This is a genomic window from Nonomuraea sp. NPDC049624 (genome assembly GCF_040675255.1).
Lineage (GTDB): Bacteria > Actinomycetota > Actinomycetes > Streptosporangiales > Streptosporangiaceae > Nonomuraea.
Genome location: NZ_JBFAOR010000011.1, coordinates 151,319 through 176,819, shown reverse-complemented (window position 1 = coordinate 176,819; position 25,501 = coordinate 151,319). Strand labels below are relative to the sequence as shown.

The 25,501-nt window shown below is 71.4% G+C and carries 21 protein-coding genes; 8 read left to right on the top strand and 13 right to left on the bottom strand.

Annotated elements, in window-relative coordinates; genetic code table 11:
- Window positions 1–106: 106 nt before the first annotated feature.
- The 3 genes from AB0J76_RS39040 to AB0J76_RS39030 are packed head-to-tail and all read left to right on the top strand — an operon-like array spanning window position 107 to window position 3,541.
- Window positions 107–892, top strand: a complete 786-nt coding sequence (locus tag AB0J76_RS39040; protein WP_352324159.1) for a hypothetical protein — start codon at window positions 107–109, stop codon at window positions 890–892.
- 13 nt (window positions 893–905) lie between these two features.
- On the top strand, window positions 906–2,792 hold the full coding sequence (locus tag AB0J76_RS39035) for a fumarate reductase/succinate dehydrogenase flavoprotein subunit (protein ID WP_352324161.1): 1,887 nt from the start codon (window positions 906–908) through the stop codon (window positions 2,790–2,792).
- Window positions 2,789–3,541 carry a succinate dehydrogenase/fumarate reductase iron-sulfur subunit gene (locus AB0J76_RS39030; protein WP_352324162.1) on the top strand — a complete coding sequence of 251 codons (753 nt, stop codon included), beginning with the start codon at window positions 2,789–2,791 and terminating at the stop codon, window positions 3,539–3,541. The genes AB0J76_RS39035 and AB0J76_RS39030 overlap by 4 nt, the downstream gene beginning before the upstream one ends.
- Before the next feature lie 54 nt (window positions 3,542–3,595).
- Here AB0J76_RS39030 and AB0J76_RS39025 read toward each other — a convergent pair whose 3' ends face one another.
- Window positions 3,596–4,543 (bottom strand): hypothetical protein, encoded by a 948-nt coding sequence (locus AB0J76_RS39025; protein WP_352330999.1) that lies wholly within the window; start codon window positions 4,541–4,543, stop codon window positions 3,596–3,598.
- Between AB0J76_RS39025 and AB0J76_RS39020 the strand changes: the two genes are divergently transcribed.
- On the top strand, window positions 4,518–4,823 hold the full coding sequence (locus tag AB0J76_RS39020) for a hypothetical protein (protein ID WP_364392586.1): 306 nt from the start codon (window positions 4,518–4,520) through the stop codon (window positions 4,821–4,823). The genes AB0J76_RS39025 and AB0J76_RS39020 overlap by 26 nt on opposite strands.
- A 2,359-nt stretch (window positions 4,824–7,182) precedes the next feature.
- Here the strand turns inward: AB0J76_RS39020 and AB0J76_RS39015 are convergent.
- The 9 genes from AB0J76_RS39015 to AB0J76_RS38975 form a co-directional block, all read right to left on the bottom strand.
- Complete coding sequence (locus AB0J76_RS39015) at window positions 7,183–7,575, bottom strand: (deoxy)nucleoside triphosphate pyrophosphohydrolase (protein WP_352327913.1); 393 nt, start codon at window positions 7,573–7,575, stop codon at window positions 7,183–7,185.
- Between the two features lie 13 nt (window positions 7,576–7,588).
- Window positions 7,589–8,686: a bifunctional lytic transglycosylase/C40 family peptidase gene (locus AB0J76_RS39010; RefSeq protein ID WP_352327914.1), complete on the bottom strand. Its 1,098-nt coding sequence runs from the start codon at window positions 8,684–8,686 to the stop codon at window positions 7,589–7,591.
- A gap of 2 nt (window positions 8,687–8,688) precedes the next feature.
- Window positions 8,689–9,312, bottom strand: a complete 624-nt coding sequence (locus tag AB0J76_RS39005) for a hypothetical protein (protein WP_352327915.1) — start codon at window positions 9,310–9,312, stop codon at window positions 8,689–8,691.
- A gap of 2 nt (window positions 9,313–9,314) precedes the next feature.
- Window positions 9,315–11,627 carry a type IV secretion system protein gene (locus tag AB0J76_RS39000; RefSeq protein ID WP_352327916.1) on the bottom strand — a complete coding sequence of 771 codons (2,313 nt, stop codon included), beginning with the start codon at window positions 11,625–11,627 and terminating at the stop codon, window positions 9,315–9,317.
- Complete coding sequence (locus tag AB0J76_RS38995; protein WP_352327917.1) at window positions 11,624–14,101, bottom strand: ATP-binding protein; 2,478 nt, start codon at window positions 14,099–14,101, stop codon at window positions 11,624–11,626. The genes AB0J76_RS39000 and AB0J76_RS38995 overlap by 4 nt, the downstream gene beginning before the upstream one ends.
- A 47-nt stretch (window positions 14,102–14,148) precedes the next feature.
- A complete protein-coding gene (locus tag AB0J76_RS38990) occupies window positions 14,149–17,061 on the bottom strand; it encodes a TcpE family conjugal transfer membrane protein (RefSeq protein ID WP_364392581.1) in 2,913 nt (970 codons plus the stop codon).
- Window positions 17,062–17,116: 55 nt separating this feature from the next.
- A complete protein-coding gene (locus AB0J76_RS38985; RefSeq protein WP_352325464.1) occupies window positions 17,117–17,362 on the bottom strand; it encodes a hypothetical protein in 246 nt (81 codons plus the stop codon).
- An 81-nt stretch (window positions 17,363–17,443) separates the two neighbouring features.
- Window positions 17,444–18,196: a conjugal transfer protein gene (locus tag AB0J76_RS38980; RefSeq protein WP_352325460.1), complete on the bottom strand. Its 753-nt coding sequence runs from the start codon at window positions 18,194–18,196 to the stop codon at window positions 17,444–17,446.
- A gap of 623 nt (window positions 18,197–18,819) precedes the next feature.
- Complete coding sequence (locus AB0J76_RS38975) at window positions 18,820–19,119, bottom strand: hypothetical protein (RefSeq protein ID WP_352325459.1); 300 nt, start codon at window positions 19,117–19,119, stop codon at window positions 18,820–18,822.
- 197 nt (window positions 19,120–19,316) lie between these two features.
- Between AB0J76_RS38975 and AB0J76_RS38970 the strand changes: the two genes are divergently transcribed.
- Entirely contained in the window at window positions 19,317–19,613 is a 297-nt protein-coding gene (locus AB0J76_RS38970) for a hypothetical protein (protein ID WP_352325458.1), read from the top strand.
- 14 nt (window positions 19,614–19,627) lie between these two features.
- On the opposite strand, the gene ychF is transcribed toward AB0J76_RS38970, so the two are convergent.
- Together ychF and AB0J76_RS38960 are read right to left on the bottom strand one after the other, a co-directional pair.
- Window positions 19,628–20,704, bottom strand: coding sequence for a redox-regulated ATPase YchF (gene ychF / locus AB0J76_RS38965; protein WP_352325457.1), 1,077 nt, complete (start codon window positions 20,702–20,704; stop codon window positions 19,628–19,630).
- Window positions 20,705–20,715: 11 nt separating this feature from the next.
- Window positions 20,716–21,441, bottom strand: a complete 726-nt coding sequence (locus tag AB0J76_RS38960; protein WP_352325455.1) for a hypothetical protein — start codon at window positions 21,439–21,441, stop codon at window positions 20,716–20,718.
- Window positions 21,442–21,527: 86 nt separating this feature from the next.
- Between AB0J76_RS38960 and AB0J76_RS38955 the strand changes: the two genes are divergently transcribed.
- Both AB0J76_RS38955 and AB0J76_RS38950 read left to right on the top strand, forming a co-directional pair.
- Window positions 21,528–22,793 carry a DNA recombination protein RmuC gene (locus tag AB0J76_RS38955; protein WP_352325462.1) on the top strand — a complete coding sequence of 422 codons (1,266 nt, stop codon included), beginning with the start codon at window positions 21,528–21,530 and terminating at the stop codon, window positions 22,791–22,793.
- A gap of 14 nt (window positions 22,794–22,807) precedes the next feature.
- Window positions 22,808–23,317 carry a DUF6542 domain-containing protein gene (locus AB0J76_RS38950; protein ID WP_352325454.1) on the top strand — a complete coding sequence of 170 codons (510 nt, stop codon included), beginning with the start codon at window positions 22,808–22,810 and terminating at the stop codon, window positions 23,315–23,317.
- Here the strand turns inward: AB0J76_RS38950 and AB0J76_RS38945 are convergent.
- Window positions 23,314–24,279 (bottom strand): 4-hydroxy-3-methylbut-2-enyl diphosphate reductase, encoded by a 966-nt coding sequence (locus tag AB0J76_RS38945; RefSeq protein ID WP_352325453.1) that lies wholly within the window; start codon window positions 24,277–24,279, stop codon window positions 23,314–23,316. The two genes, AB0J76_RS38950 and AB0J76_RS38945, sit on opposite strands and share 4 nt — an antisense overlap.
- 100 nt (window positions 24,280–24,379) lie before the next feature.
- Here AB0J76_RS38945 and AB0J76_RS38940 point away from each other — a divergent pair, with 100 nt between their 5' ends.
- Window positions 24,380–25,492 (top strand): hypothetical protein, encoded by a 1,113-nt coding sequence (locus AB0J76_RS38940; RefSeq protein ID WP_352325452.1) that lies wholly within the window; start codon window positions 24,380–24,382, stop codon window positions 25,490–25,492.
- Window positions 25,493–25,501 lie beyond the last annotated feature (9 nt).

The following is a 25,501-nucleotide window of genomic DNA, read 5'->3' as shown; positions in this document are numbered from 1 at the left end:
CCACCAATACGCGCCCAGAGCGGTACCGCACCCGCCGTACGCGCGCCCAGTGAAACGACCCGGACCCCCCTGTGTGCAGGGTCCGCGGGAGGTGGAGAGGTCCGCGATGACCCAGACGACGCCCGAAGCCCCGCTCAGAAGGCAACGTGCCCAGGTGAGGGTGCGCACGCTGCGCACCGACAGGTGGTGGCTGGTCCCGCTGCTGACCTTCCTCGGGCTCAGCTCGTTCCTCGTCTACGGCGTGTGGGCGATCATCGACGGCAGTTACTTCGTCGATCCGTACATCGCCCCGTTCGCCTCGCCCTGTCTGACCACGGCGTGCCCCGAGGGCGCGCGGCTGTTCGGGTGGGCGCCGATCGGCGACTGGTTCACCCTGCCGCCGGGGCTGCTCATCCTCGGCCTGCCGGGCGGGTTCCGGCTCACGTGTTACTACTACCGCAAGTCGTACTACCGGTCGTTCTGGCTGTCGCCGGCCGCGTGCGCCGTCCAGGAGCCGCACGGCAAGTACACCGGTGAGACCCGGTTCCCGCTGATCCTGCAGAACATCCACCGGTACTTCTTCTACGCGGCCATCGTGATCGGCCTCGTCCTGGCCTACGACGCCGTCCTGGCGCTGGTGCACAAGCCGCAGGGCCTCGGCACCTGGATCCTGGTCGTCAACGCCGTGCTGATCAACACGTACACGTTGTCGTGCCACTCCTGCAGGCACATCACCGCGGGCCGGCTCAACCACTTCTCCCGTCACCCGCTGCGCTACAAGGCCTGGACGTTCGTCTCCAAGCTCAACGCCAAGCACCAGCAGCTCGCCTGGGCCTCGATGTTCTCGGTCATGATCGCCGACTTCTACGTCCGCATGGTCGCCAAGGGCGTCATCGCCTTCCCGTTCGCATAAAGGACTTCTTCCAGTGGAAATCGAGCGTCACGAATACGACGTCGTCGTCATCGGTGCGGGCGGCGCCGGGCTGCGGGCCGCCATCGAGGCCCGTCAGCAGGGCAAGCGCACGGCGATCGTCTGCAAGTCGCTGTTCGGCAAGGCCCACACCGTCATGGCCGAGGGCGGCGCGGCCGCCGCGATGGGGAACGTCAACCCCGACGACAACTGGATGGTGCACTTCCGTGACACCATGCGGGGCGGCAAGTTCCTCAACAACTGGCGCATGGCCGAGCTGCACGCCAAGGAGGCCCCCGACCGCGTCTGGGAGCTGGAGGCCTGGGGCGCGCTGTTCGACCGCACCAAGGACGGCAAGATCAGCCAGCGCAACTTCGGCGGTCACGAGTACCCGCGGCTCGCACACGTGGGCGACCGTACCGGCCTGGAGCTGATCCGCACCCTCCAGCAGCGGGTCGTCGCGCTGCAGCAGGAGGACTTCGAGACGCACGGCGACCACGAGGCCTACATCAAGGTCTTCGCCGAGTGCACGATCACCCGCCTGCTGAAGGACGGCGACCGCATCTCCGGCGCGTTCGGCTACTGGCGCGAGACCGGCAACTTCCTGCTGTTCGACGCCCCCGCCGTGGTCCTGGCCACCGGCGGCATCGGCAAGTCGTACGTCGTCACCTCCAACTCCTGGGAGTACACCGGCGACGGCCACGCCCTGGCCCTGCTGGCCGGCGCCAACCTGATCAACATGGAGTTCATCCAGTTCCACCCGACGGGGATGGTCTGGCCGCCGTCCGTGCGCGGCATCCTCGTCACCGAGTCCGTCCGGGGCGACGGCGGGGTGCTGCGCAACTCCGAGGGCAGGCGCTTCATGTTCGACTACATCCCCGAGGTGTTCAAGGACAAGTACGCCACCACCGAGGAGGAGGGCGACCGCTGGTACACCGACCAGGCCAACAACCGGCGCCCGCCGGAGCTGCTGCCGCGTGACGAGGTGGCCCGCGCGATCAACGCCGAGGTGAAGGCGGGCCGCGGATCCCCCCAGGGCGGCGTCTTCCTCGACGTCTCCACCCGCCTGCCCGCCGAGGAGATCAAGAAGCGGCTGCCGTCGATGCACCACCAGTTCAAGGAACTGGCCGACGTCGACATCACCGCCGAGCCCATGCAGGTGGGCCCGACCTGCCACTACATCATGGGCGGCGTCGAGGTCGACGCCGACACCGGCGCGGCGGCCGTGCCCGGCCTGTTCGCGGCGGGCGAGGTGTCCGGCGGCATGCACGGGTCCAACCGGCTGGGCGGCAACTCGCTGTCCGACCTGCTGGTGTTCGGGCGGCGCGCGGGCGCGGGCGCGGCGGCCTACGTCGACGGGCTCAAGGCCCGTCCCAAGGTCGTCCAGGAGCTCGTGGACGCGGCCCGCGAGGAGGCCCTGGCGCCCCTCCAGCGCGACGGCGAGAACCCGTACGAGGTGCACCACGAGCTCCAGCGGACGATGAACGAGCTGGTCGGCATCATCCGCAAGGCCGAGGAGGTCTCCGAGGCCATGGAGGTCGTGGAGAAGCTCAAGGAGCGCGTCCGCCAGGTCGGCGCGGCCGGCTCGCGGATCTACAATCCCGGCTGGCACCTGGCCATCGACCTGCGGAACATGGTCCTGGTCTCCGAGTGCGTGGCCCGCGCCGCCCTCCTGCGCGAGGAGAGCCGCGGCGGCCACACCCGCGACGACTTCCCCGGGATGAACCCGGAATGGCGCCGCAAGCTGCTCGTCTGCTCCACCGAGGACGGCAACAGCGTCCAGGTCGTGGAGAAGGTCCAGCCGTCCATGCGCGAGGACCTGATCACCCTGTTCGACCGGGACGAGCTGAAGAAGTACCTCACCGACGAAGAGATGGCCGAGTTCGACGGGATTGCCAAATGAGTTACAAGGCGAAGTTCAAGGTCTGGCGTGGTGAGGGCGGCGAGGGCAAGCTCGAGGACTTCACGGTCGAGGTGAACGAGGGCGAGGTCGTCCTCGACATCATCCACAGGCTGCAGGCGACGCAGGCCCCCGACCTGGCGGTGCGCTGGAACTGCAAGGCCGGCAAGTGCGGCTCGTGCAGCATGGAGATCAACGGCAAGCCGCGCCTGGGCTGCATGACCCGGATGTCCACCTTCTCCGAGGACGAGACCATCACGGTCACCCCGATGCGGACCTTCCCCGTCATCAAGGACCTGGTCACCGACGTGTCCTTCAACTACCAGAAGGCCCGCGAGATCCCCTCGTTCACCCCGCCGGCGGGCGTCCGGCCCGGCGAGTACCGCATGCAGCAGGTCGACGTCGAGCGCTCGCAGGAGTTCCGCAAGTGCATCGAGTGCTTCATGTGCAACAACGTCTGCCACGTGATCCGCGACCACGAGGAGAACAAGCCGGCCTTCGCCGGTCCGCGTTTCCTCATGCGGATCGCCGAGCTGGACATGCACCCGTACGACGTGGCCGACCGGCAGGAGTCCGCCCAGGAGGAGCACGGGCTCGGCTACTGCAACATCACCAAGTGCTGCACCGAGGTCTGCCCCGAGCACATCAAGATCACTGACAACGCGCTGATCCCGATGAAGGAGCGCGTGGCCGACCGCAAGTACGACCCGCTGGTCTGGCTGGGCAACAAGATCTTCAAGCGCGCCAAGTAGGCGGAGAAGCGGAAGCGGGGGCCGGATGCATCCGGCCCCCGCTTCCGCTTTGTGCTACTTGCGGCCCCAGCGCTTCTTCCGGTGCTTGGGGTCCTGCATCTCCTTGGTGGCGCCCTCCGGGGGCTGCGGCGGCAGCGGCTGGACGACCGTCGCGGCGTCCCCCTCCGGCGGCAGGTACGGCGACGGCTGGTACCCCTCCGGCGGCCCCGGCTGCTCGGCATGCGGCTGCACCGGCGGGCGGGGCTGGACCGGCTGCTTCGGCTCGAACAGGGACGGGCCCTGCTGCCAGGGCTCGGAGTCGCCGCTCTCGGCCGCCGCCGCCGGGGCGAGCGGGAACTCGCGCTCGTCCTCGTACGGCTTCCCGCCGCCCGGCGGGATGTCGCCCGGCGGCTGCTCGGCCGGGATCAGCGGCTCGAACGGGTCACGGTAGTCCTGGGCGGGCTGCGGCGGCTCGTTGTAGGAGTCGAACTCGTCCGGGTGCAGGACGACGGGCTCGGGTGCGGTGGCGGGCACGGTCGGCGCCGGCTCGGGCGGATAGCCGCCCTGGGGCCCGTACGGGTCGTGGTAGGCCGGGTCGTGGTGGGCCGGGCCGTAGCCGGGCTGACCGGCCGGGTACGTCTGGATCGGGACGAAGCTGATGATCGGCGCGTACGCCGTGCCACCGGGGTAGCCGGGGGCGGGGAAGGACGCCGTGGCGTAGCCGGGTCCGGCCGGGTAGCCGGGCGGCGGCGCGTCCGGGCGGCCCATCGGCGAGCCCATCGGGGGGCCCGCCTTGCGCACGGCCGCCGCGTGGGCCATGCGGCGCAGCCGTCCCTCGAAGATGAGCACCGCGAACAGCGCGAGCAGGACCAGTACCAGTGCCGGGATGCTGAGCTTCTGCGTCAGCGACTTCTGGTCGAACTCCGGCGCGGCCGCGCGCACCTCGAGCTGGACCGAGTCGGTGCTCGGGCCGGTGTCGGCCGTCAGCGGGGCGGCCGTGGTGGGCGGGTCCGTCGACGCCACGGACGGCATCTGGACGGACGGCTCCGTCGACTGCTCCGTGGGCAGCGGCGCGGCCGTGGTCTGCGCGGTGGGCAGGGGCGCCAGCGGCTGCTGCGTCGTCTCCTGGACGGGCGGCGGAGGCGTGGGGGCTGTGGTGGTCTTAGGCGGCTTCGGGGCCTTCGTGGTCTTCGTCGGCTTCGCGGTGACGGTGTGGGTGATCGTCGTCTCCGGAGCCTCCTCCGGCGTGGGCGTGCCCAACGTCGTCGTGACCGTGACGGTGGTCTGCGGATCGCAGGTCTGACCCGCGTCGCAGGGCTCCACCGCCGGGTCGAACGCCGCGCCACTGACCGAAGCGCTCGCGCTCTGACCGACGAAGGGAGCCACGCCGACGCCCGTGAGCCCGAGCGCTAGGACGATCGCGGACACGGCCGTCGCTCGCGTGCGTGCCACCGGAGCCCTCCGCATAGTCCCGGAACCATGGTCAAGGGAATACTAGTCGGGTCAAAGCAACAGTAAAGACGGAATTACTATACGTTTCGCGGCTTATGGCTGCGTTTTGCTCGCGTCACCAGCCACAAGGCTCCCAGCAGGACGCCGATCGCCCCGATGACCAGCGAGAAACCGCGCGGCCCGTCCAGCGGGCTGGCGTACGCGACCGGACGAACCGGTTTCCGCGCCTCCACGACCTGCACCGGCCACGGCGCCCCGGCCCCCGACTCCGGCGCCAGACTCACCACCCCGCCGCCGGGCACCACTCCGCCCTGCACCCCGCCACCGACACCCCCCGACGCCCCACCCCCGGCGACGCCTCCTGGCGCCATGCCTGCGGCGACGCCTCCCGGGGCCATGCCTGCGGCGACACCTCCGGGCATCATGCCGCCGGCGACGCCCCCCGGAGCCACACTCCCGGCAGCGCCCCCCGGAGCCACACTCCCGGCAGCGCTCCCCGGCGCCACACCTCCGGCCACACTTCCCGGTGACACACCGCCGGGCATGGTCCCCGATGTCATGCCGCCCGGCGAGCTCTGGTGCGTCATCCCCGGCCCCACGCCCTGCGCCGCCCCTGCCACCCCGGACAGCCCCTTATGCGCCGCACCCCCAGGCAGGGGCCCCGTCAGTCCGCTCGACAGGCTGCCCGCCGCCAGGCCGCCGGGGAGGCCGTTCCGGGCCGTCCCCTGAGCGCCGGCGGGCGCCCGGCCGCTCCTGCCGGGGGCGACGCCCTGGCCGACGCCTCCCGCACGCGGGAACGCCCCCAGGGTTCCGCCCGTGCCTCCCTGTCGCGGTGCCCGCGCCAGGCCCCCGCCGCCGCCGACGCGCGGGAGCGCCCCTTGGGCTCCACCGGTGATCGGCAAGCCTGCGGCTCCTCCAGGGAGGCCGCCCCTTCCCGCCGTCGTACCGGCCAGGCCGGAGCGGCCGCCTCGCGCCTTTCCTCCCGCCCCGGGCACCAGCCCGGCGACGCCCCCGCCCGTCCCCGGCACCGGCCCGGCGGCACCTCTGCCCGTCCCCGCGAGGAGCCCGGCGGAGCCCGGCTGCTGCCCTTGCGCGCCTGCCACCTGCCGGCCCGGCCGCCTCCGCTTGTGGGGGGCCGTGGCCGGAACGGGCACCGCCTGGCCACTGATGGTGGCGGCCTCGCGCGGCATCTCCTCGGCGACCTGCATGGACGCGGTCCTGTTGATGGTGGTCAGCCCACCGGAGGGCGTCCGCATCCTGGCCACCGCCGCGAGCACCACCTCCTTGGCCCCCTCGGGCGCCTGGAAGGTCACGTCAAGCGCCCGCTCCCCGAAGATCGGCCCAAGGGCGCAGACCCGCGCGCCGGGAAACGTACCGCCACCGGAAGCCGTACCCTCCACGCCGGCCAGCGCCCGCGCGGCCAGCACCCCGGCCGCCTGCCGCCCCCCACCGGCCTGCCCCCCACCCGGACCCCCCTCAGCCGGAAACATCCCTCGACCGCCCTCAGCCTGAGAGATCCCCTGACCACCCTCAACCCGAGGCACGCCCCGACCGCCCTCGGCCCGTGACACCCCCCCGCCGCCCGCAGCCCACGACGCGCCCAGACCGTCCTCAGCCCATGGCGCGCCCCAACCGTCCTCGGCGCGCGACATCCTCCGGCCGGCCTCGGTCTGCGGCGCGCCGCGACCGGCCTCCGCGCGGGTCAGGCGCCGGCCCGGCGCCGGCCGCCGCGTTTCCGGTTCCTCCGGGAACGCCCCGGCATCCGGATCCGTCGCACGCCCGGCGCCCCACGACCCCGCCACGGGATCCTCTTCGGACGCCGGAACCCCACCAAAAGCCTCCGAAGCCCCGGAAGCCTCGGAACCCTCAGCCCCGCCGGCCGACAGCCGGGAAGCTCCGGAGGGCGACGGGCAGGCCAACCCCGACAACGCCGCCGCCGGGCTGGTCGCCACCGCGACCTTGGCCCCCTTGCCCATCCCGTTGAGCCGGACCCTGAAACGCTGGACGTCACCCGTCCTGATCCACTGGCCCACACCCTCGGGGCCGCTCACGCGTTCGAGCACGAGCGTCACCCCCGCCGCCGCCACGGGCACGGAGGGCAACGCCACCAGGATCAGCGCTCCAGAAAGGATCCAGCCACGCCGCATCACTCCACTCCCCCACTGCGACAAATCACGTGTAGTAATCGTTATGTCACAGAGAGAGACGGTCTAATCCTGCTGAAGCAGACTCTCCACAGTCTTCATGATCGGCAGGTCGGCGCCCAGCCACTCCACGTCGTAGTACTCGCCCGGCCCCAGCCAGCGAAGAGCCAGGTGCTCACGGGCCTCGGGCGTGCCGGAGGTGAGCGTGGCCAGCCAGACGCGCATGACGTACCCCTCCGACAACGCCCAGTCCTCGCCCACGCGCGCGCCCACCGCGATCTCCACGCCGAGCTCCTCGCGGCACTCCCGGACCAGCGCGGCGACCTCGCTCTCCCCCGGGTCCACCTTGCCGCCCGGGAACTCCCAGCCCCCGGCCAGCGCGGCGGGCGCGGCGCGCTGCGCGGCCAGCACCCTGCCGCCGGGGGCGACGATCACCGCCGCGACCACGATCGTGCTCATGCGTTCGTCATCCTCATAGTGCGGGATTCTGCAGCTTCTTGAGCTGGTCAAGCACATCGGGGTTCTGCAGCGGACGGGTGAAGCCGACCTTGTTGTCGCGCGCCTGGTAGCTCGTGACCTTGATCGGCCCGCAGAGCGTGCACCGGGCCTCCAGCATCTTGCCCTTCGACACGACCAGCCCGACATGACCGGGACTGTCGGCCGAGGTGCCCGGACCGGCGTTGAAGAACACCAGGTCACCGGGCTGTTCCTGGCCCGCTGACACCTTCACCCCGAACGGCCACTGCGTGAACGTGGTGCGCGGGATGCTCAGCCCGGCGGCCCGGTAGGCCGCGTAGATGATGCCCGAGCAGTCGAACGCGTCCGGCCCGGTGCCGCCCCACAGGTACGGCTTCCCGCGCTGCGCCAGCGCGTACTGCAGGATCTTGGCCACGACGTCGCTGGGCGCGGCCGCCACCAGGGGGTCGTCGCACTCCTCCGAGGCCTGCGGCGGCACCTCCACCGCACCCGACTTGGCGTACTTCCTGGCGATCTCCTCGACCTGGTCGACGTACCACCAGGCGCGGTTGTAGGTGAACAGGGCCCGCCGGACGTTCTCGGGGGCGCCGTTGCGCTTGAGCATCTTGGCGGCCCCGAGGATGGCGTCGGCGGGGTTGTAGACGTCGCCCACGCCGTCGCCGTCGCCGTCGGAGGCGTACCCGTTGAACGTCGAGGAGATCGGGATCTGCGCCTTGCCGCCCCAGGTCGAGATCAGGAACTGCATCGGGCCGGCCGCGCCCGCGTAGTTGGTGCCGCTCTTGACGCCGGGCAGGTCGGAACGGCCGTGGTCGGTCTCGCGCTTGCCCACGGCGGCCAGGATGGTCCACTGGACGCCGATCTTCTTGCCCCACTTCTTGTACAGGTCGAGGTAGTCGCCCGGGATGTCGGCGGCGCCCGAGTCGGACACCTCCTGCACCTGGGTGCCGCCCTCGCAGTCGACCGAGCCCTCGCCGCCGCCGTTCAGGAAGGACGGCATCGTGACCAGTAACATCGGCGAGACGATGATCGCGGCCAGGAGCAGGATCCCGGCGAGACCGAGCAGCAGCGCCAGGCGGGTTCGGGAGGGCTTCACCGCTAGCTGTCCCCGTCCTGGCCCTCGGTGGCGGGCAGCACGTCGAAGATCCGCCAGTCGGCGCCGAGCTGGCTCACCGTGACCGCCAGGTCCTCGACGTCCTGCCGGTTGCCGCTCTTCGCGGTGACCTGCCTGGTCTCGGTCACGACGAAGACGATGGAGGTCTTCTCGATCTGCCTGATCTCCTTCAGCCTGGCCGTGGCCCGGGAGACGATCTGGTCGTCGCGGTTCTGCTGGACGGTGCCCGCCGAGGTGAGCGTCCGGGCGAGGATGTTGCCCAGCTCGGCGGTGGTGAACGTCTTGACCCTCGTGGCGTACGCCGCCGGGTCCTCGTCGTACCTGAAGGTGCCGTAGACGGCGGTGAAGCGCTCGGCGAGGTCCGCCGCCGCGGCGAGCTGCTCCTTCTTCATCGGCAGGTACGAGTAGACGTCGAACGGCGCGGCGCTGGCCGTGGCCAGCGGCTTGCTCGCCGCCGTGGGCGCGGACGCGGACGTCGAGCCCGCGGCCGGGGCCTGCTCGGGCGGATCGTCCGAGCTCGGCCACATCGTGAGGTAGACGCCGACCGCGGCGATGACCACGACGATGGCGGCGAAGGCCAGCCCGCGCTTGTCACCGGACTGAGCCATGGTCAGTCCTTGCCTCGGTTGGGTTTGAGCCAGAACGGCACCGAAGGATCGTCACCCGAACCGCCGTTGCCGCTGCCGCGCAACCACAGCGGCGGCGCCTCGGACGAGCGGGACGACGGCTCGTCCGAACCGAAGATCCTGGACCCCGACGACGCGCCGGACGGCCGCGGCGCGGACCCCCCGGACCTGGACCCGCCGCCGTTCCTGGACCCGCCACCGTTCCCGGATCCGCCGCCGCCGAACAGCCCGCCGCCGGAGCCACGCGACCGCGACCCCGAGGACGGCGAGCCACCCGACCCGCCGGACCCGCCGAACCGGGAGCCCCGCGAGCCGCCCGACGACCCGCTACGCGAGCCACCCGAACCACCACCACGCGAGGCCCATCCGCCGCCCGACCGCCCGCCGAACCAGCCACCGCCGCCACCGCCGCCGCCACTGCCGGAGCCCCCGCCGGAGCCGCCGGAGGTCGTGGCTCCGGCGGCCATGCCACCGGACGGGGTGCCGCCCGCCGCCGCGCCGCCGGTGCCGCCGCGGGCGCCGCCCGCCGCCGCGGGGCGCGTCCTGCCGGCCTGGCCGCCGAGGTTGAGCGGGGGCGCGGTGCCCCTGCGGGGTTCGAGCGGAGGCCGGGCCCCCGCCTTCCCGCCGTGCTGGTCGGTGTCGAGCGGCGCGGCCGCCACCGGCATCCGGGTGCCGGCCGAGACGCCCTCGCCCTCCTCGCCGCGCATCCGCGCCTGGGCGACGGCGGCGCCGGCCGCCGCGCCCGCGCCGCTGCCGGCCGCCGCCGCCCTGATGAGCGGCTCTGCCTTGCGCAGGCCCCACCGGCCGAGCTTGGCCCCGGCGACCGGCGGCAACACGTTCGCGGCCCGCTCCAGGACGGGCGAGCTCGCGGCGTCGCCGAGCATGCGGGTGGTGACCGTGTGGCCGCTCAAGGACGCGAACAGGTGCTGGAACGGACGCCGGTAGAAGAACACCGCGATCGTCAGCAGGGCCATGAACAGCACCTGGAGCCCCCAGGGCATGGCCGTGGAGATGATCAGCGCGTACCCGTAGACCAGGACGCTGAGCACGAGCGTCAGCACCGCCTGCCTGAGCAGCGTGCCGACGAGCATCTCCACCCACCGCATGGCGATGATGCGCCCGCTGCCCGGATGCACGCCGACCAGCAGGAACACCGGCCCGAGTATCAGCAGCAGCAGGAAGCCCACCTTGAGCACCAGCAGCGAGACCGCCACCAGGAAGATCAGCAACCCGGCCACCACCGCCGCGATGAGCGCGCCGACGGCCACGCCGAGCCTGCTCGACCAGTCGCGGCCGGAGAAGACGGTGTAGCGGGAGTCGTTCTTGAGCAGCTCGGCGACCTTGGCGTACTCGGCCTGGTGGGCGGCGATGTCGGGGGCGGGCTGGCCGGCCACGGCGGGGGCGATCGACTGGGTCTCCAGCATCTTGCGCCCGAAGTCGCGCACGATCGGCTGCTGCGGGTCGGCGGTGCCGAACATGCCCACCAGCCACGGCTTGCAGACCAGCGTGGACCACAGGGCGTCGGCGTTCTGGTCGACGCCAGCCGTGCCGACCTGGCCGTAACCGCCCGGTTTGACCTGCGGGTTCGTCTGGCCGGGTGGCGGCAGGCAGGACGCGCCGCCGGCGCCCGGCAGGCCGGAGAAGGCGGAGTTGACCACCTCGCCCGTCTTGTCGGTCACGACCTTGCCGAGCCCGGTGAAGTCGCCGGGCCTGCTGAAGAACCACACGGCCACGGTGACCGCGAGGACCATCCAGATCACGCCTTCGGCGGTGGTGGTGGCCCGCTTGCGGATCAGGCCGTACCAGGCGAGCCAGATCGCGCCGAGGATCACGATCGGCCGCAGGAACGGCCAGTACATGGCCTCCGACAGGTTCTGGACGATGTCGTCGACGACGTCCTTGATCGACTGGAGCGGTCCTTCCGTCGCCGCGGCCTGGTACGTCGTGATCGTCAGCCGGTCGATGGCCTTGGCCGCGGTGAAGACGCCGTTGGCCCACATGTTGCCGAGCACGGCGACGTAGTCGGAGCAGCCGAGCCCGTGGGTCTGCCAGAACTGGCCGGCCATGCCGAACTGGCCGTAGTTCGTCGTCGGGGCCTGGACGCCGCCCGCGGGAGGCGGCGGCTGGATCATGCCGTCGGTGCCGCCGCCGATCATCTCGGGGTTGAGCGGCCCCGACAGGTCACAGGGCGCCGCGGCGACGGGCGTGGAGAGACCGCCCACCACCAGCGGAATCACCAGGACGGCACTCACGAGCGCGAGCGCCAGCGCCAGTCGTCGGGATAGTCGGATCTTCATGACCGTACCTCCTGCGCCCTGCCCACGCCCCCTCGAAGATCATCATGCCCGCCACCGTCTGGTTTGTCGTGTGTCGGGTTCGTGTCGAGCCAGCGGAGCAGTTCTTCGGAGATCAGGTCTACTCCGATGCGCCCGGCTCTGCCATCCAGATCACGGAATACGCATTCGCCGTTGCCGAGCGAGCGGAGCACTGCCTTGTGCTCCTCCGACGGCTCCACGCCGAGCAGCGACATGACGTGGTCCACCTCCACCCTTTCGGTGGAACGGAACGCGAACACCGAGGACAGACAGTTGGTCACCTGCTCGTTCAGCAGGTCACCGGCGTTCTGGGAGACCAGGACGAGCGCGGTGTTCCTGGACCGGCCCATGCGGCTGACCTCGGGGACCAGCTTGGCGCCCTCCGGTGTGGAGGTGATCGCCCAGGCCTCGTCCAGGAAGATCGCCTTGGGGGCCCGCCGGTCGAGGCCGTTCATCAGCCTGCGGGCGAACTGCGAGACCAGGTAGAGCAGGGCCACCGACAGCCGCTGCTCGTAGGAGTAGTCGTCCCTGGTCGTGGCGACGTCGGGCAGCGTCAGGCCGCCCAGGGTGAACACGGTGGTCCAGCCCTCGCTGTCGATCTGGTCGCCGCCCGAGGGGTCGAAGCAGAGCCTGGCCAGGTGCATCTCCGACATCGAACGCAGCACCGCGCCCAGGTTCTTGGAGGCCGGGTCGTCGGCCTGCTCCAGGTAGTCGACCACCTTGCCCAGCGACGGGTCGGGGCCGTTGGAGACCGCGGCCACGGCCTGGATCATGGCCGACTCGCGCTCCTCCGACATGCGGGGCAGCAGCAGCCGCAGCGTCTCGGTCGCCATGGTCTTCTTCGCCGCGATGTCGTCGCCGAAGGAGAACGGGTCGAGCAGCCCCGGCGCCGCCGAACCCAGCGGGATCACCCGGGCCTTGCGCCCGCGCTTCTCCAGGAGCTGGACCAGCGACTCGGCGTCGCCCTTCGGGTCGATCACCGCGACCGTGACCCCGCGCAACGCCATCTGGTAGATCATCAGCAGCGCGAGCGTGGTCTTGCCGCCGCCCGGCTCGCCGGTGATCGCGATGGCGGTCGGCCGGTTGCGGCTCGCGGCCAGCAGCGGGTCGAAGTGCACGATGCTGCGCGCCCTGCCGACCGTCTCCCCGATGTAGGGCCCGAGCCAGCCCTCGCTGCCGTCGTCGAGCCGGTCGCCGAGGTCGACGGTGGCCGTGGCCATGCCGCCCGCGATCGTCCGCAGCGGCTGGCGCTGGGCGTAGGCGTTGACGCGCACCTTCTCGCCCGGCAGCGCCTCGCAGAACAGCGAGAACTGGTCGCCGGTCGAGTTCACCACGTCGATGCCCATGTCGCGGTAGTGCTCGACGACCGCCTCGACCCGCTGCACGCAGATGTCCTCCGTGGGGGCCGAGACGATCAGACGGTGCCAGCCGTAGACGAAGGGCAGCCGTTCCTTGGTGATGCCGTGTTCGAGCATGCGGGCCGCGTCGATCTGCTCGGCCAGCGCGATCGGCGCCTCGGCGCCCGCCTCGCGGATGTGGTGGTCCATGTCGCGGGCGTGGGCCAGCTTGCGCGCGACGTCCTTCGACGCCTTGACCGGCGGGATCAGCCGCATCCTGGAAGAGATCTCCACCGGGAAGGGCAGCTGGTCGGCGAAGTGCATCCACGGCTCGCCGTCGGGGAACGGCATGAGGTCGGGGAAGCGGGCGAACGACAGGTGGGCCACGTACGAGTCGCCCTGCGGCTGCACGATCCGCAGCAGCGACCTGCCGTTGTGGATCTCACCCTCGACCAGCGACTCGATCTCGCCCTTGCCCCAGCGCCGTTTCGGGCTGGCCGAGGGCGGCGGGTCGCCGACCGCTCCGGCGGCGGAGTGCTGGAACAGCCAGGCCACCTCGACGGACGTGGCGTGCCTGGCGTACAGGGCACTGGAGGCCAGGGCCCGGCCCAGCCGTTCGGCCGACTCCGTCCAGCGGCTGATCTCGCTGTCCGGGACGTGGTCGTCCTCCATGCCGAGCGCCTTCTCGGTCTTCTGGTAGAAGCCGAGGAGCTGGGCGAGCACGCCGCTGCCGAGCTGCTTGCCGCGCGGCCCGAGCCGGACGCCCAGGTAGACCTCCTTCGACCAGAAGTCCTTCGCCCAGACGTGCCGGTACATCTCCTCCAGGTAGTCGCGCCAGCCCGGCCCCTCGTCGGAGGTGGCGTTGAGCGCCATCGCCCACTCGGCCGCCGGGTAGGTGCGGTGCGCGACCCGCAGGTGCACCTCGGCGTCGGGCATCCTGATCGCGGCCAGCGCGATCGTGACGTTGGTGGCCAGCGCCTCGCGCTCCTCCGGCGTGACGAACTCGTAGCTGACCGTCGGAAGCCGGAAGTACGCCCACGCGCAGGTGTCCGTGAGCAGGATGCGGTCGTCGAAGTAGCGGACCGCGAGACGCTGGTGCGCTCGGGACGCCCTGCTCATGCCGCCCCCTCGGCGCATGAACGGGCCAGACCTGCTCGCATGTTCACTTAACGCTCACCGATTCTCGTGCCCGGGGGGTCACTCGCCAACTCCTCTTCGCTCGGTCGGACGGCCTGTCCGTGTGCCTGTACCGCGAAGCCTGCAACCACGACGCCGGCGAGGGCGAGGTAGGCCCGCCGTCCGGCCGCGCGCAACTGACCGGGGTCGACGATCTCCGCGCCGCCGGGCGCCAGTCCGTCCTCCCACGGGACCCTGACGATGGCCCGGCATCTGCCTCTGGCCACCGCCTCCGCCTGCTCGACGTCGGCCATCGACCGCCTGCTCACGCCGTTGACGACCATCACCGCGCGCCTGCGCAGCTCGCCGCAGCCGTGCCCGTCGAGCCATTCGTACGTCATCGCCACCGCCTCGGCCGCCTCCTCGCTCGCCGGCACCACCAGCACGAGCTGGTCGGCGTACGGCAGGATGCGGGCCGCGAGCGCGGCGGCCGGGTCGATGACCGACAGCTTGTAGTGGCGGTCGAGCAGGCGCATCGACTCGCCCAGGCGGTGGTCGGAGAAGAAGCTGCGGTCGGCGAGCCGCTGCTCGGCGCCCGCGTCGGTGTCGGCCGAGATCACCTCAAGGCCGGAGGAGGTGCGGGTGGTGAAGCCCCGCATCGTCAGGTAGCCGCTGACCTGGTCGAGGCCGGACAGCAGCGACGTGAGGGTCTCCGGCGTCTCGGGCTCGATCCTGCTGGTCAGCGTGGTGCCGCCGGTGTTGGCGTCGACGGCGACGATCCGGTCGTCGCGGTAGGTGGCGAAGGTGTGGCCGAGCATGAGCGCCGTCGTGGACTGGCCCGCGCCGCCGGTGCAGCCGAGCACCACGATGCGCCGGCTGCCGCCGAACACGGCCCTGGCCCTGGCCTCGTCTATCTCGGACCCGTCGGTGCGTACGCCGCCGCCGCCCACCACGACCTGGGCGATCCGGCGCCATCCGCCGGAGTCCCGGCCCACCACGGACTCGACCCTGCGCACCCGCCCTTCGGCGGGCCTGCCGCCTTCACCGGGCCTGGGCACCGGCACGGGCGCCACGAACCCACCGCCCCTGTCCCCTGGCCTGCCGCCGGCGGGCCGCCGCCGCGCGTCACCGGAAACCTCCACGGCAGCCGCCCTCTGCTCGGTGGCGGCATCCTCATCCTCGGCGGGGACTTCGGCGGTGACTTCGGCGGTGACTTCGGCGGAGGCTGCGGTGGAGGCTGCGGTGGAGGCTGCGGTGGTGGCCTCATGTGCGGTTTCGAAGGGCCGTTCGGCGTCGGGAGCGGCGGGCGCCGGAGCGTCCGTGCCGGCGGCAGGAGCGGTCTCCTCGACGGGAACGCCTTCGCCTGCCGGCTCGGCCTCGGCCTCGGCCGTCGGGACACCTGCCCCGGTCGGCCTCCCCGCGGCCGGATGCACGCTTTCTCCTACGTGCGCGCTTTCTTCCAGATGCACGCTTTCTCCCGCGTGCGCGCCCTCGCCCGCATGCCCGGCTTCGCCCCCGTGGCCGGGTTCGGCCGGGGGTGAGGTGTCGGTGGGGGGCTGGGAGGTGGGGATCTGGTCCTCAAGGCGGAGGGACGGGCCGGAGAAGGGCTTGGCGTCGGGGTCGACCGGGGGCCAGGAACGCTGCGCGCCCAGGATCACCGTCCCGGGCGCGACCCGCGGCGGCTGCCCCTTCCTGTGCTGGTCGCGGGCGATCGTGGTGTCGTCCTCGCGGCCCGCGCCTTCGGGACGTCCGGTGACGCCCTGGCGACGCTCGCCGGTGCTCTCACGACGTCCGGTGACGTCGTCGCGGCGCTCTGTGGCGCCGCGCTCGCCTTCCACGCGCGCCGCCTCACCGGGCGCGTCGGCGGTGGCGGCGAGCCGGCGCAGCCGGCGCAGCGCCTCGGTGTCGATCGGCTTGCCGGCCACGGGCTTGAGCCCCTCCGCCGACCGGCTCGGCACGACCGCCCCACGGCCACTCTGCACCTCGCCCGCATCGACGTCCGCACGCCCACCCGACACCGTGCCGGAGTCCGCACGCCCACCCGACACCCCGCCGGAGTCCGTACGCTCTCCCGACGCCCTGCTCGTGGAGCTACGGCGCTCGCTCGGGTGCGCCGCCTCCGAGGCGGCTCGCTCCTCGGGAACGGCGGCCCGGGGAACGGCGGCCTCGGGGCCGGGCGCGTCCCCTGGCTGGGCCGCGGCGTCGCGTTCGGGGCGGTGGTCGGGGGCGGCGCGGCGGGGACGGGCCGGAAGGGCGCCGCCGGTGAGCTCGCGGCTGGCCAGCTCTCCGGCGGCGACGTCGTGCTCGACCGGCGGCAGCGCCGGTCCGTTCTCATCTCCCGGGACCAGGACCATCGGCACGTCCCGGCCGAACGCGGGGGCGGTACGGCGGGCCTGCGGCGCCAGCGCGGGCGCCGTGCCCCGCCTGGTCCGCGACCCCCACCCGGTACGCGCCTCCGCCACCGGCGCCTGCTGGGCGGCCGCCGCCGCGGCGGCCACGGCCGGACGGACCTGGCGCGGACCGGTGATCCGCTGCCCCTCACGCTTGCGCTGCGGCTGGCGGGACTTGCGCGCCGCCTTGGCCTTGACCCGGACCGGAGTGGTACGCCAGATGCGCCCCGAGAACGTGACCGCCTCGGGCTCGGAGGTGGGGGCGAGCCGGTACCAGGCCTTGGGCTGGCCCAGGTAGCGCAGCTGGGACTCCAGAAGCTCGGTGAGCCGCTTCCCCTCGATGACGGGACGCGTGGACAACCACGTCACGATCCCCGGCGGGACCAGGAACAACACGTGCCACGGCATGGCCACCGGCACGCCCACCAGGATCAGCAGGAGCGACCACGGCACGAACACCCCGACGAACACGCCGATCCAGACGATGGGGAGCGGCATCGGGAGGCGAAGGTCGTAGAGCTTGTAGAGCCGCTTCTCGATGCGCCAGATGTTCGTATACGTGGGCAGGTCCACGCAGTCCTCCTCTCCACCCGCTCGTACATGACCGCCCTGGAGCGGTCTCAACCCTTTACTTGATGCCGAGAGCGCCCGCGATCGCCTTCGCCGTCACCTCGATGATGTTGGGAACGTAGAAGATCACTCCGATGGCCACAGCCAGGATGAGGAACTGGACGAAACGCGTGATCTCGCGGGTGAAGAGGAAGAAGAGCGCGACCACGGAGACGACTACCAGGAACAACGGGGCAAAGAAGGCACGCAGGAAGTTGGCGAGCCCTCCGGTGTCAATGCCGGTCGGCGACGGCGACGGCGACATTTCGATCAAGGTGAGCACTACGGTCTTCAACGTCACTTCTTGTCCTCCCGGGGGGTACCGAACAACAGCGCGGTCGTGCGTCTATCCAACGGCCCGACCAGCGCCGCGGATGTCGGCGACGTACCACTTGTCGCCCTGCTTCTCCACGGTGAGGCGGTAGGCCTGCTCCAGCCGCCCGCCGACGGCGGCCGGGTCGGTGGCGCTCGGCGTGGCCGGAGCGTCGCCGTTGGGCACGATCCACACCACGACCGCCTGGATCTCTCGGGTGGCACCCCCCACAGGCACCACGATGTCCTTCAGCTCCGCGAAGGTGAAGGCGCTGCCGAAGCTCGGCAGGTTCTTCCCGGCGGCCACGTAGCGCTGCAACCCGGCGGTGTCGCCGGAGGCGTAGTCCTTGAAGAAGCCCTCCAGTTGCGGCTTGAGCTCGGCCGCCGCCGCGTCGTCGGTCTCCGGCTTGGCCAGCTGCGGCAGGTCGGCGGGGGCCGGCGCGGGAAGGATCGCCGGACGGCCCGCGACGACGAACCGCCTGCCGTTGTCGTCGCCGGAGTAGTAGATCGGGACCGACAGCATGAGCCGGCGCGGCCCGGACTGGAAGGCCACGCTCACCACGGCGTTCTGGGCGTCGGTCGCCTCGATGTCGTACGGCTGGATCGCGACGGCGGCCATCTTGCCGAAGCCGTCCCACCACATCTGCGCGTCCATGCCCTCGGCCAGGAACGCGGCGAGCTTCCTGGTCCGGCTGGCCGCGTCTTCCGGGCTGAAATTCAGATAGACCCCCGCGAACTGGGCGGCGAAAGCCATGCCCTGGTCGGCGGGGAATCCCTTGTGCGCCACGGCGGCGCCATTCGTCGTCGTGGGCTCTTGCTGGGTAAACCGCTCAAATGGGGCACGAATCCCATTCACCACGATAACCACAATAAGCGCCCAGAGAATGATGCGGCCGGCCCAGACCAGCCACCGTCCGCCGCCACCGGACCAGCCGCCGCGACGCGGCCTGCGCGAGGGCGGCGCGTCGAAGTCAGCCATGTCTGGGCGCGCGGAAAGCTCGGGCTCGCCAGCGATCCGAGGATCGTGCTGGACGGTAGACCTACGAGCCATCACGCCTCCGCTCGCGCCGATCCCCCCGGTTGGCGCGGTGTCGTCCGTTGCCGATCCCCATCATCCGCGGTGAAGTAGTCACCCTATCCGGTCCCGCCATTCTTCCAGGAAAGCCACGCCCATGCTGCAGGCATGACGGCCCTGACGGCAAACCGGATCCGTATGGCAGACGTCAGCGCCGCTTCCCGTCACTTACTGGCGGAATCACCATTTGACCAGGCCAGACGCCCATTTCCGCCTAGCGCGGCAGACATGGATTCCTGTCCAAAACAGGCATAGATGCTCACGACCTGCGCATTTGGCATGAGAGGAGGACAGAGGGTGTTACGCACCACTTCTGGGGGTAGGACAGCCTCGGCTCAGGCGGGCTCGGGGTCCTGGCTCGCGCGTGCCCGGCGGCGGCTGTGCAGGTCGACGACCGTGGGCGACACCGCGCGCTCCAGCGACCCCCGCAGGTCGGCGAGCATCGAGGCGGCGTCCCGCTCACGCATGCGGCTGGCCAGCTCGTTGCGCTCGTCGACCTTCCTGCGCAGGTACGCCTCACGGTTGACGCGCAGCCCGTACATGAGCTCGACCCTGATCAGGGCCAGCTCCTCCTCCAGGCTGATGCCCGCGAGGGTGGGCGCCGGACGTCGTTTCCGGATGATGCGTCGGATCATGAGGGCCTCCCGAGTCAGCGTGAACGCCGTGACGATTCGACGCGTAGGGACCCAAAGTGGTTGACGCGTCAGTTGTCCCGGAATCACATAATCCCGGAACGGCCTGCGCGTTCGTCATCCGGACGATGGGCTTTCGACGGCGATCCGCCGGTAACCTAGCGTAGCGAAAGTTAGCCCACCGTGATTGGACTGATGTGATGCGTCGCCTCGCCGCCGCCCTCCTGCCCGCCGCCGCGCTCGCCGCGTTCGCCCTCTGCGCGCCCTCCCCGGCCACCGCCGCGCCCTCCTGGGTCACCGACAGCGAGTGCACCGAGGCGGGCGGCAAGGTCGCCCCCGTCGGCCGCGGCAAGGCCGTGTGCCAGGGCGGCACGTACGCGAACGAGATGATCCACTTCGACAAGAAGCCCGCCGTCAAGGGCGGCGGGGGCCCGCTCAGCGGTGGCGGCCCGCTCAGCGGCGGCCCCGCGGCCCTGCTCGGCGGGCTGCTCGGATAGCGCGGGCCGGCGGATCAGACGTTGAAGCGGAACTCCACCACGTCGCCGTCGCGCATGACGTAGTCCTTGCCCTCGATGCGGGCCTTGCCCGCGGACCGGGCGCTGGCGATGGAGCCCACTTCGACCAGGTCGTCGAAGGAGACCACCTCGGCCTTGATGAAGCCGCGCTGGAAGTCGGTGTGGATCACGCCGGCCGCCTCGGGCGCCGTGGCGCCCTTGCGGATCGTCCAGGCCCTGGTCTCCTTCGGACCGGCGGTCAGGTAGGTCTGCAGGCCCAGCGTCTCGAAGCCGACCCGGGCGAGCTGACGCAGGCCCGACTCCTCCTGGCCGACCGACTGGAGCAGCTCCAGGGCCTCCTCCTCGTCGAGCTCGACCAGCTCGGACTCGATCTTGGCGTCGAGGAAGACGGCCTCGGCGGGCGCGACGAGGGCCGACAGCTGCTCCTTGAGCGCGGTGTCGGTCAGCTCGTCGGCGTCGAGGTTGAAGACGTAGAGGAAGGGCTTGGCGGTGAGCAGGTGGAGCTCGCGCAGTTCCTCCCGGTCGAGGCCGCTCTCGAAGATGGTCTTGCCGGTCTCCAGGACGGCCAGCGCGGCCTCGGCGGCCTCCAGCGCGGCCTTCTTGTCCTTGTTGTTGCGCGCCTCCTTCTGCAGGCGCGGCACGGCCTTCTCGACCGTCTGCAGGTCGGCCATGATCAGCTCGGTGTTGATGGTCTCGATGTCCCGCTTGGGGGAGATCTCACCGTCGACGTGCGTGACGTCGGGGTCGCCGAAGACGCGGATGACCTGGCAGATCGCGTCGGTGTCGCGGATGTTGGCGAGGAACTGGTTGCCCCTGCCCTGCCCCTCCGAGGCGCCCTTGACCAGGCCCGCGATGTCGACGAACTCCACCTTGGCGGGCAGGATGCGGGCCGAGCCGAAGATCTCGGCCAGCTTGGGCAGGCGGTCGTCGGGCACGCCCACGATCCCCACGTTGGGCTCGATGGTGGCGAACGGGTAGTTCGCGGCGAGTGCGTTGCCGGTCTTGGTCAGCGCGTTGAAGAGCGTGGACTTACCGACGTTGGGCAGGCCGACGATGCCGATGGAAAGGCTCACGGACAGCGAGTTTACTTGCTGAGCAGGTGCAGGCAGGTCACCGGACGGTAGGTCCCGGGCGCCGCGCGCAGGTATCGCTGGACGCCGGCCGGGCAGGCCGCGGGCGTGGTCTCGAAGGAGACGACGCGGGCCCAGGCCGCGGACGAGTCGCAGGCGGCCCTGGTCACGGCCGATCTGGCGACGACGTCGGCGGCCGGTCTGGCCACGCACGCGCCCGCGGCGAGCACCTGACCGCCGGGCCCGAGGCAGACGACCTCCGCTCCGCTTTCGAGCGTGTCGAGGGTGGCCGAGGGGCATTCGCCGGCGGTCGAGGCGATCGCGATGGATCTGCCGTACCAGCCGGTGCCCGTGCACGGGCGTTCCCGGCCGTCGAGGGCCACGCAGTCGCCGGGCCTGAGCACGCCGCCGCCACCGCCGGGCACGCCGGCGTGCGGTCCCAGGAAGGTCCGTACGCAGGCGGTGCGGCCCAGGCCGATGCGCAGCACGTCGTCGGTGTCGTCGGGGCAGTCGGCGGGCCTCGGCGGGTCGTGGGCGATGGCCAGCACCTCGAAGTCGCCGCCGTTGCAGGGGATCAGCGCGTAGCGGTCGGTGACGCAGGCGCCGGGCGTCCAGCGCAGGGTCGGGCGGGTGGCCGCCGGCACCTCGGCCCCGGGACCGGCGATCACGGCTCCGGCCAGGGCGATCAGGGCGACCGACACCGCGGACACGGCGACGGCGAGCCTCGTACCGGTAGCCATCCCAATACTGTGCGTGACGGATCAGTCGGCGCACAAGCGGATTCCGCAAGCGTGTCGGGAAGATCCAGACGCGATGTGCTGCAATCATCGTTGGAGTGGATGTCGTCTCGCTGCTCATCGGACTCGCCCTCGGACTCCTCGTCGGTTTCCTGGTCGCCAGGACCCGCGCGGCGGTGCGGGTGGCCGAGGCCGACGCGCGGGCCAGGTCGGCCGCCGAGAAGCTGGTCTACGTCGAGGAACAGCTCGCCGAACGGTTCCAGGCCCTGTCCACGCGCGCCCTCGACGTCAACAACGTGCGTTTCCTCGAACTGGCCGAGACCCGGCTGTCGGCCAGCCGCGCCGAGGCCGCCGGCGATCTCGACCAGCGCAGGCAGGCCGTCGAGCACCTGGTCGAGCCGCTGAAGGACGCGCTCGCGCGGGTCGAGTCGCAACTTCGCGACACCGAGGCCGGGCAGCGGGCGGCGCGGGCGGAGCTGGCCAAGCAGATGGAGTTCGTGCAGCAGAGCAACGAGCAGCTGCGCTCGCAGACGACCGCGCTGGTCAGGGCCCTGCAACGGCCCGAGGCGCGCGGACGGTGGGGCGAGCTGCAGCTGCGCCGGGTGGCCGAGATCGCCGGGATGCAGCGCCACTGCGACTTCGAGGAGCAGGTCGTCGAGGGCGCGATGCGTCCCGACATGGTGATCAGGCTGGCCGGCGGCAAGAACATCGTGGTCGACTCCAAGGTGTCGCTCGCGGCCTACCTGGAGGCGGCCGAGGCGGGCGACGAGTCGCTGGCCACCGTCCGGCTCGACGCGCACGCCAGGCACGTGCGCGAGCACGTCGACCGGCTGGCGGCCAAGGCGTACTGGCAGGGGTTCAACCCCTCGCCGGAGTTCGTGGTGCTGTTCATCCCGGGCGAGGCGTTCCTCGCGCCCGCGCTCGAACGCGACCCCTCGCTGCTGGAGTACGCCATGGCGCGGCGGGTGCACATCGCCACCCCGACGACGCTGATCACGATGCTGCGCACCGCCCACTACGCCTGGCAGCAGGCCGCGCTGAGCGAGAACGCGCGGGCGGTGTTCGAGCTGGGCAAGGAGCTGTACGAGCGGCTGTCGTCCCTCGGCAGGAACGTGGAGTCGCTGGGCAAGGCGCTGACGCGGGCGGTGGAGGCGTACAACAAGTCGGTCGGTTCGCTCGAAAGCCGCGTCCTGGTCACCGCACGCAAACTTAACGATCTGGGCGTCGTGGACGGCGACCTGGACGCCCCGGACATGCTCGAAGGGCTGCCGAGACCCCTGGCCTCGCCCGAACTGCTCGAAACCACGTCTCTGATTTCGCACTCGAACGGTAAGTTGGCAGGCGGGTCGCCGTAAACGGGGGTGGGACAGTGGCAGAGAAGGGCAGGCGTTCTGGCGTCAGGCTGACCGCTCGCGGCGCCATCGCGCTCACCTTGGTCGCCACCCTGGCGGGCTATGTCCTGACCGCGGTGCTCGGCCTGTCCTACCTGGTGGGGGCCGCGTTCGTGGCGTCGAGCCTGCTCGGCGTGCTGCTGGTCAACAAGCGCGAGCTGCTGTCGCTGGTGGTCACGCCGCCGCTGGTGTTCTTCTGCGCGACGCTCTTCGTCGAGCTCGGCCGCGCGTTCGGCTCGGTGTCGATCATGCAGTCGCTGGCCCTCGGCCTGTACGGCTCGCTGACCCGCGGCGCCCCCTGGCTGTTCGCCGGCTCGGCGGTCGTGCTGGCCGTCGCCTGGCGGCGCGGCCTGCGCGACAACGTGCGGGAGCTGCGCGAGGAGCTGAAGGCGGGCGCGGAGATGCCGCGCCCGCGCCAGCCGTTCGTGCCCGAGCCGGAGGGCTACTTCGAGCCCAAGGTCTACGGCACCCCGCGCGGCGACGACTAGCCGACGCGAAGGTCCTTGCGCAGCTCGTGCGGGAGCGCGAAGCGCATGCTCTCCTGCACCGACTCGACCTCGCGCACGTCGCCGAAGCCGTGGCCGGCCAGCCGCGCGAGCACCTCGTCGACCAGTTCCTCCGGCACCGACGCGCCGCTGGTCACGCCGACCGTGGTGACGCCGTCGAGCCATTCGTCCTGGATGAAGCCGGCGTTGTCCACCAGGTACGCGGCCTCGGCGCCGTAGTCCTTGGCCACCTCGACCAGGCGCTTGGAGTTGGACGAGTTCTCCGACCCCACCACGATCACGAGCTGGGCCTCGGCAGCGATCTCCTTCACCGCGACCTGCCGGTTCTGGGTGGCGTAGCAGATGTCGTCGCTCGGCGGGTCGAGCAGGGTGGGGAAGCGCTCCTTGAGGCGGGCGACCGTCTCGGTGGTCTCGTCGACCGACAGGGTGGTCTGCGACAGCCACACGAGCTTGTCGGGGTCCTTCACCTGGACCTTCTCCACCGAGTCGAGGCCGTCGACGAGCTGGATGTGGTCGGGGGCCTCGCCCGAGGTGCCCTCGACCTCTTCGTGGCCTTCGTGCCCGATGAGCAGGATGTCGTAGTCCTGGGCGGCGAACCGCTTGGCCTCGTTGTGCACCTTGGTGACCAGCGGGCAGGTGGCGTCGATGGTGCGCAGGCCCCGCTGCCTGGCCTCCTCGTGCACGGCCGGCGAGACGCCGTGGGCCGAGAACACCACGATCTCGCCCTCGGGCACCTCCTCGGTCTCCTCGACGAAGATGGCGCCCCTGGCCTCCAGCGTCCTGACGACGTGGGTGTTGTGCACGATCTGCTTGCGGACGTAGACCGGCGCGCCGTACTGCTCCAAAGCCTTCTCGACCGCTACCACGGCTCGATCGACTCCGGCACAGTAGCCGCGCGGCTTGGCTACGAGTACTCGGCGGGAAGTGGGGGTCTGGGGCTCCATACTTCTTATGCTACGTGGAGCGGCCATCAGGGCTGCGCGTGCGTGGTCGCCCGCCGTTTGCCAGACTGGCCGTCCAATACAGACCTCCCAGGGAGACGTCATGTCCCTCAGCGACGTGATACGCAACATCGCCAGAACCGTTACCAACAAGGACGAACTCAAGGAGAAGGCCAAGGATCTGCCGCTGCTCGTCGTCCAGACCACGCTCAGCGCGGCCGGGCAGGCGCTGCTGGTGGTGGACCGGGTGAAGAACTCCATCAAGGGGCTCGGCACGAAGGAGGAGCAGGAGGAGGAGCAGGAGTCCCGTCCCTCCGCCGCCGCGCAGGTGGCCGCTCCCCCGGCCGAGGAGGAGAAGCCGGCGCGCAAGGAGCCGGTGATCTTCACGCCGCGTCCGGAGGCCGCGCCCAACGGATCGGCCAAGAGCAAGCCGGACCCGGTCATCTTCGCCCCCGCGGGCAAGACCGCCGCCAAGCCGGAGACCGAGCCGGAGACCGAGCCCAAGCCCGAGCCGAAGGCGACGACCGCGCCCGAGCCGTCGACCGGCGCCAAGGCGACGGCCGAGCCCGAGCCGGAAGCCACCGCCAAGACGGAGGCCCCGGCGCAGGCCGACGCACCCGCCAAGGCCGAGGTCAAGACCGAGGCGCCGACGGAGGCCGAGCCCGCCGCCGAGCCCCAGCCCGCCAAGTCCAAGGCCGTCGAGACCAAGCCGGCCGCAGAGGTCGAACCTGCCGTGGCTGAGGTCGCGCCCGCGGCCGAGCCCGCCGCCGAGACCAAGGCCGCCGCGAAGACCGCCAAGTCCGCGAAGGCCACGAAGACCGCCAAGAGTGCGAAGGCCGCCGCGACCACCACGGCTGCCAAGCCCGCGAAGGCGACGAAGGCCGCCAAGGCCGCCGCCGAGCCCGCCGCCGTCACCGAGGTCACCGAGGAGCCCGCGGCCGCCGCCGCGCCCCAGGACGGCGTGCTCAAGGCCGCCGCGGAGGCCGTCACCGAGCCGGCCGCCCCGGTGGCCGAGCCCAAGGCCGTCCCGGACGACCTGGCCGAGCCGCTGCCCGGCTATTCCGAGCTGACCGTGGCCTCGCTGCGGGCCAGGATGCGCGGCAAGTCCGCCGAGCAGATCGGCGACTACCTCGCCTACGAGCGCGCCACCCAGGCCCGCGACGAGGTCGTGCGCATGTTCGAGAACCGGCTGGCCAAGCTGCAGACCGGGGAGTAGTCGCAGGGA

Bases quoted from the DNA above. Each gene is read 5' to 3' on its own strand.
- AB0J76_RS39030 (WP_352324162.1), top strand. From the start codon at position 2,789: ATGAGTTACAAGGCGAAGTTCAAGGTCTGGCGTGGTGAGGGCGGCGAG.
- AB0J76_RS38945 (WP_352325453.1), bottom strand. From the start codon at position 24,279: ATGGAGCCCCAGACCCCCACTTCCCGCCGAGTACTCGTAGCCAAGCCG.
- AB0J76_RS38985 (WP_352325464.1), bottom strand. From the start codon at position 17,362: ATGTCGCCGTCGCCGTCGCCGACCGGCATTGACACCGGAGGGCTCGCC.
- AB0J76_RS38940 (WP_352325452.1), top strand. From the start codon at position 24,380: ATGTCCCTCAGCGACGTGATACGCAACATCGCCAGAACCGTTACCAAC.
- AB0J76_RS38995 (WP_352327917.1), bottom strand. From the start codon at position 14,101: ATGAGCAGGGCGTCCCGAGCGCACCAGCGTCTCGCGGTCCGCTACTTC.
- AB0J76_RS38975 (WP_352325459.1), bottom strand. From the start codon at position 19,119: ATGATCCGACGCATCATCCGGAAACGACGTCCGGCGCCCACCCTCGCG.
- AB0J76_RS39005 (WP_352327915.1), bottom strand. From the start codon at position 9,312: ATGGCTCAGTCCGGTGACAAGCGCGGGCTGGCCTTCGCCGCCATCGTC.
- AB0J76_RS38970 (WP_352325458.1), top strand. From the start codon at position 19,317: ATGCGTCGCCTCGCCGCCGCCCTCCTGCCCGCCGCCGCGCTCGCCGCG.
- AB0J76_RS39040 (WP_352324159.1), top strand. From the start codon at position 107: ATGACCCAGACGACGCCCGAAGCCCCGCTCAGAAGGCAACGTGCCCAG.
- AB0J76_RS39000 (WP_352327916.1), bottom strand. From the start codon at position 11,627: ATGAAGATCCGACTATCCCGACGACTGGCGCTGGCGCTCGCGCTCGTG.
- AB0J76_RS39015 (WP_352327913.1), bottom strand. From the start codon at position 7,575: ATGAGCACGATCGTGGTCGCGGCGGTGATCGTCGCCCCCGGCGGCAGG.
- AB0J76_RS38960 (WP_352325455.1), bottom strand. From the start codon at position 21,441: ATGGCTACCGGTACGAGGCTCGCCGTCGCCGTGTCCGCGGTGTCGGTC.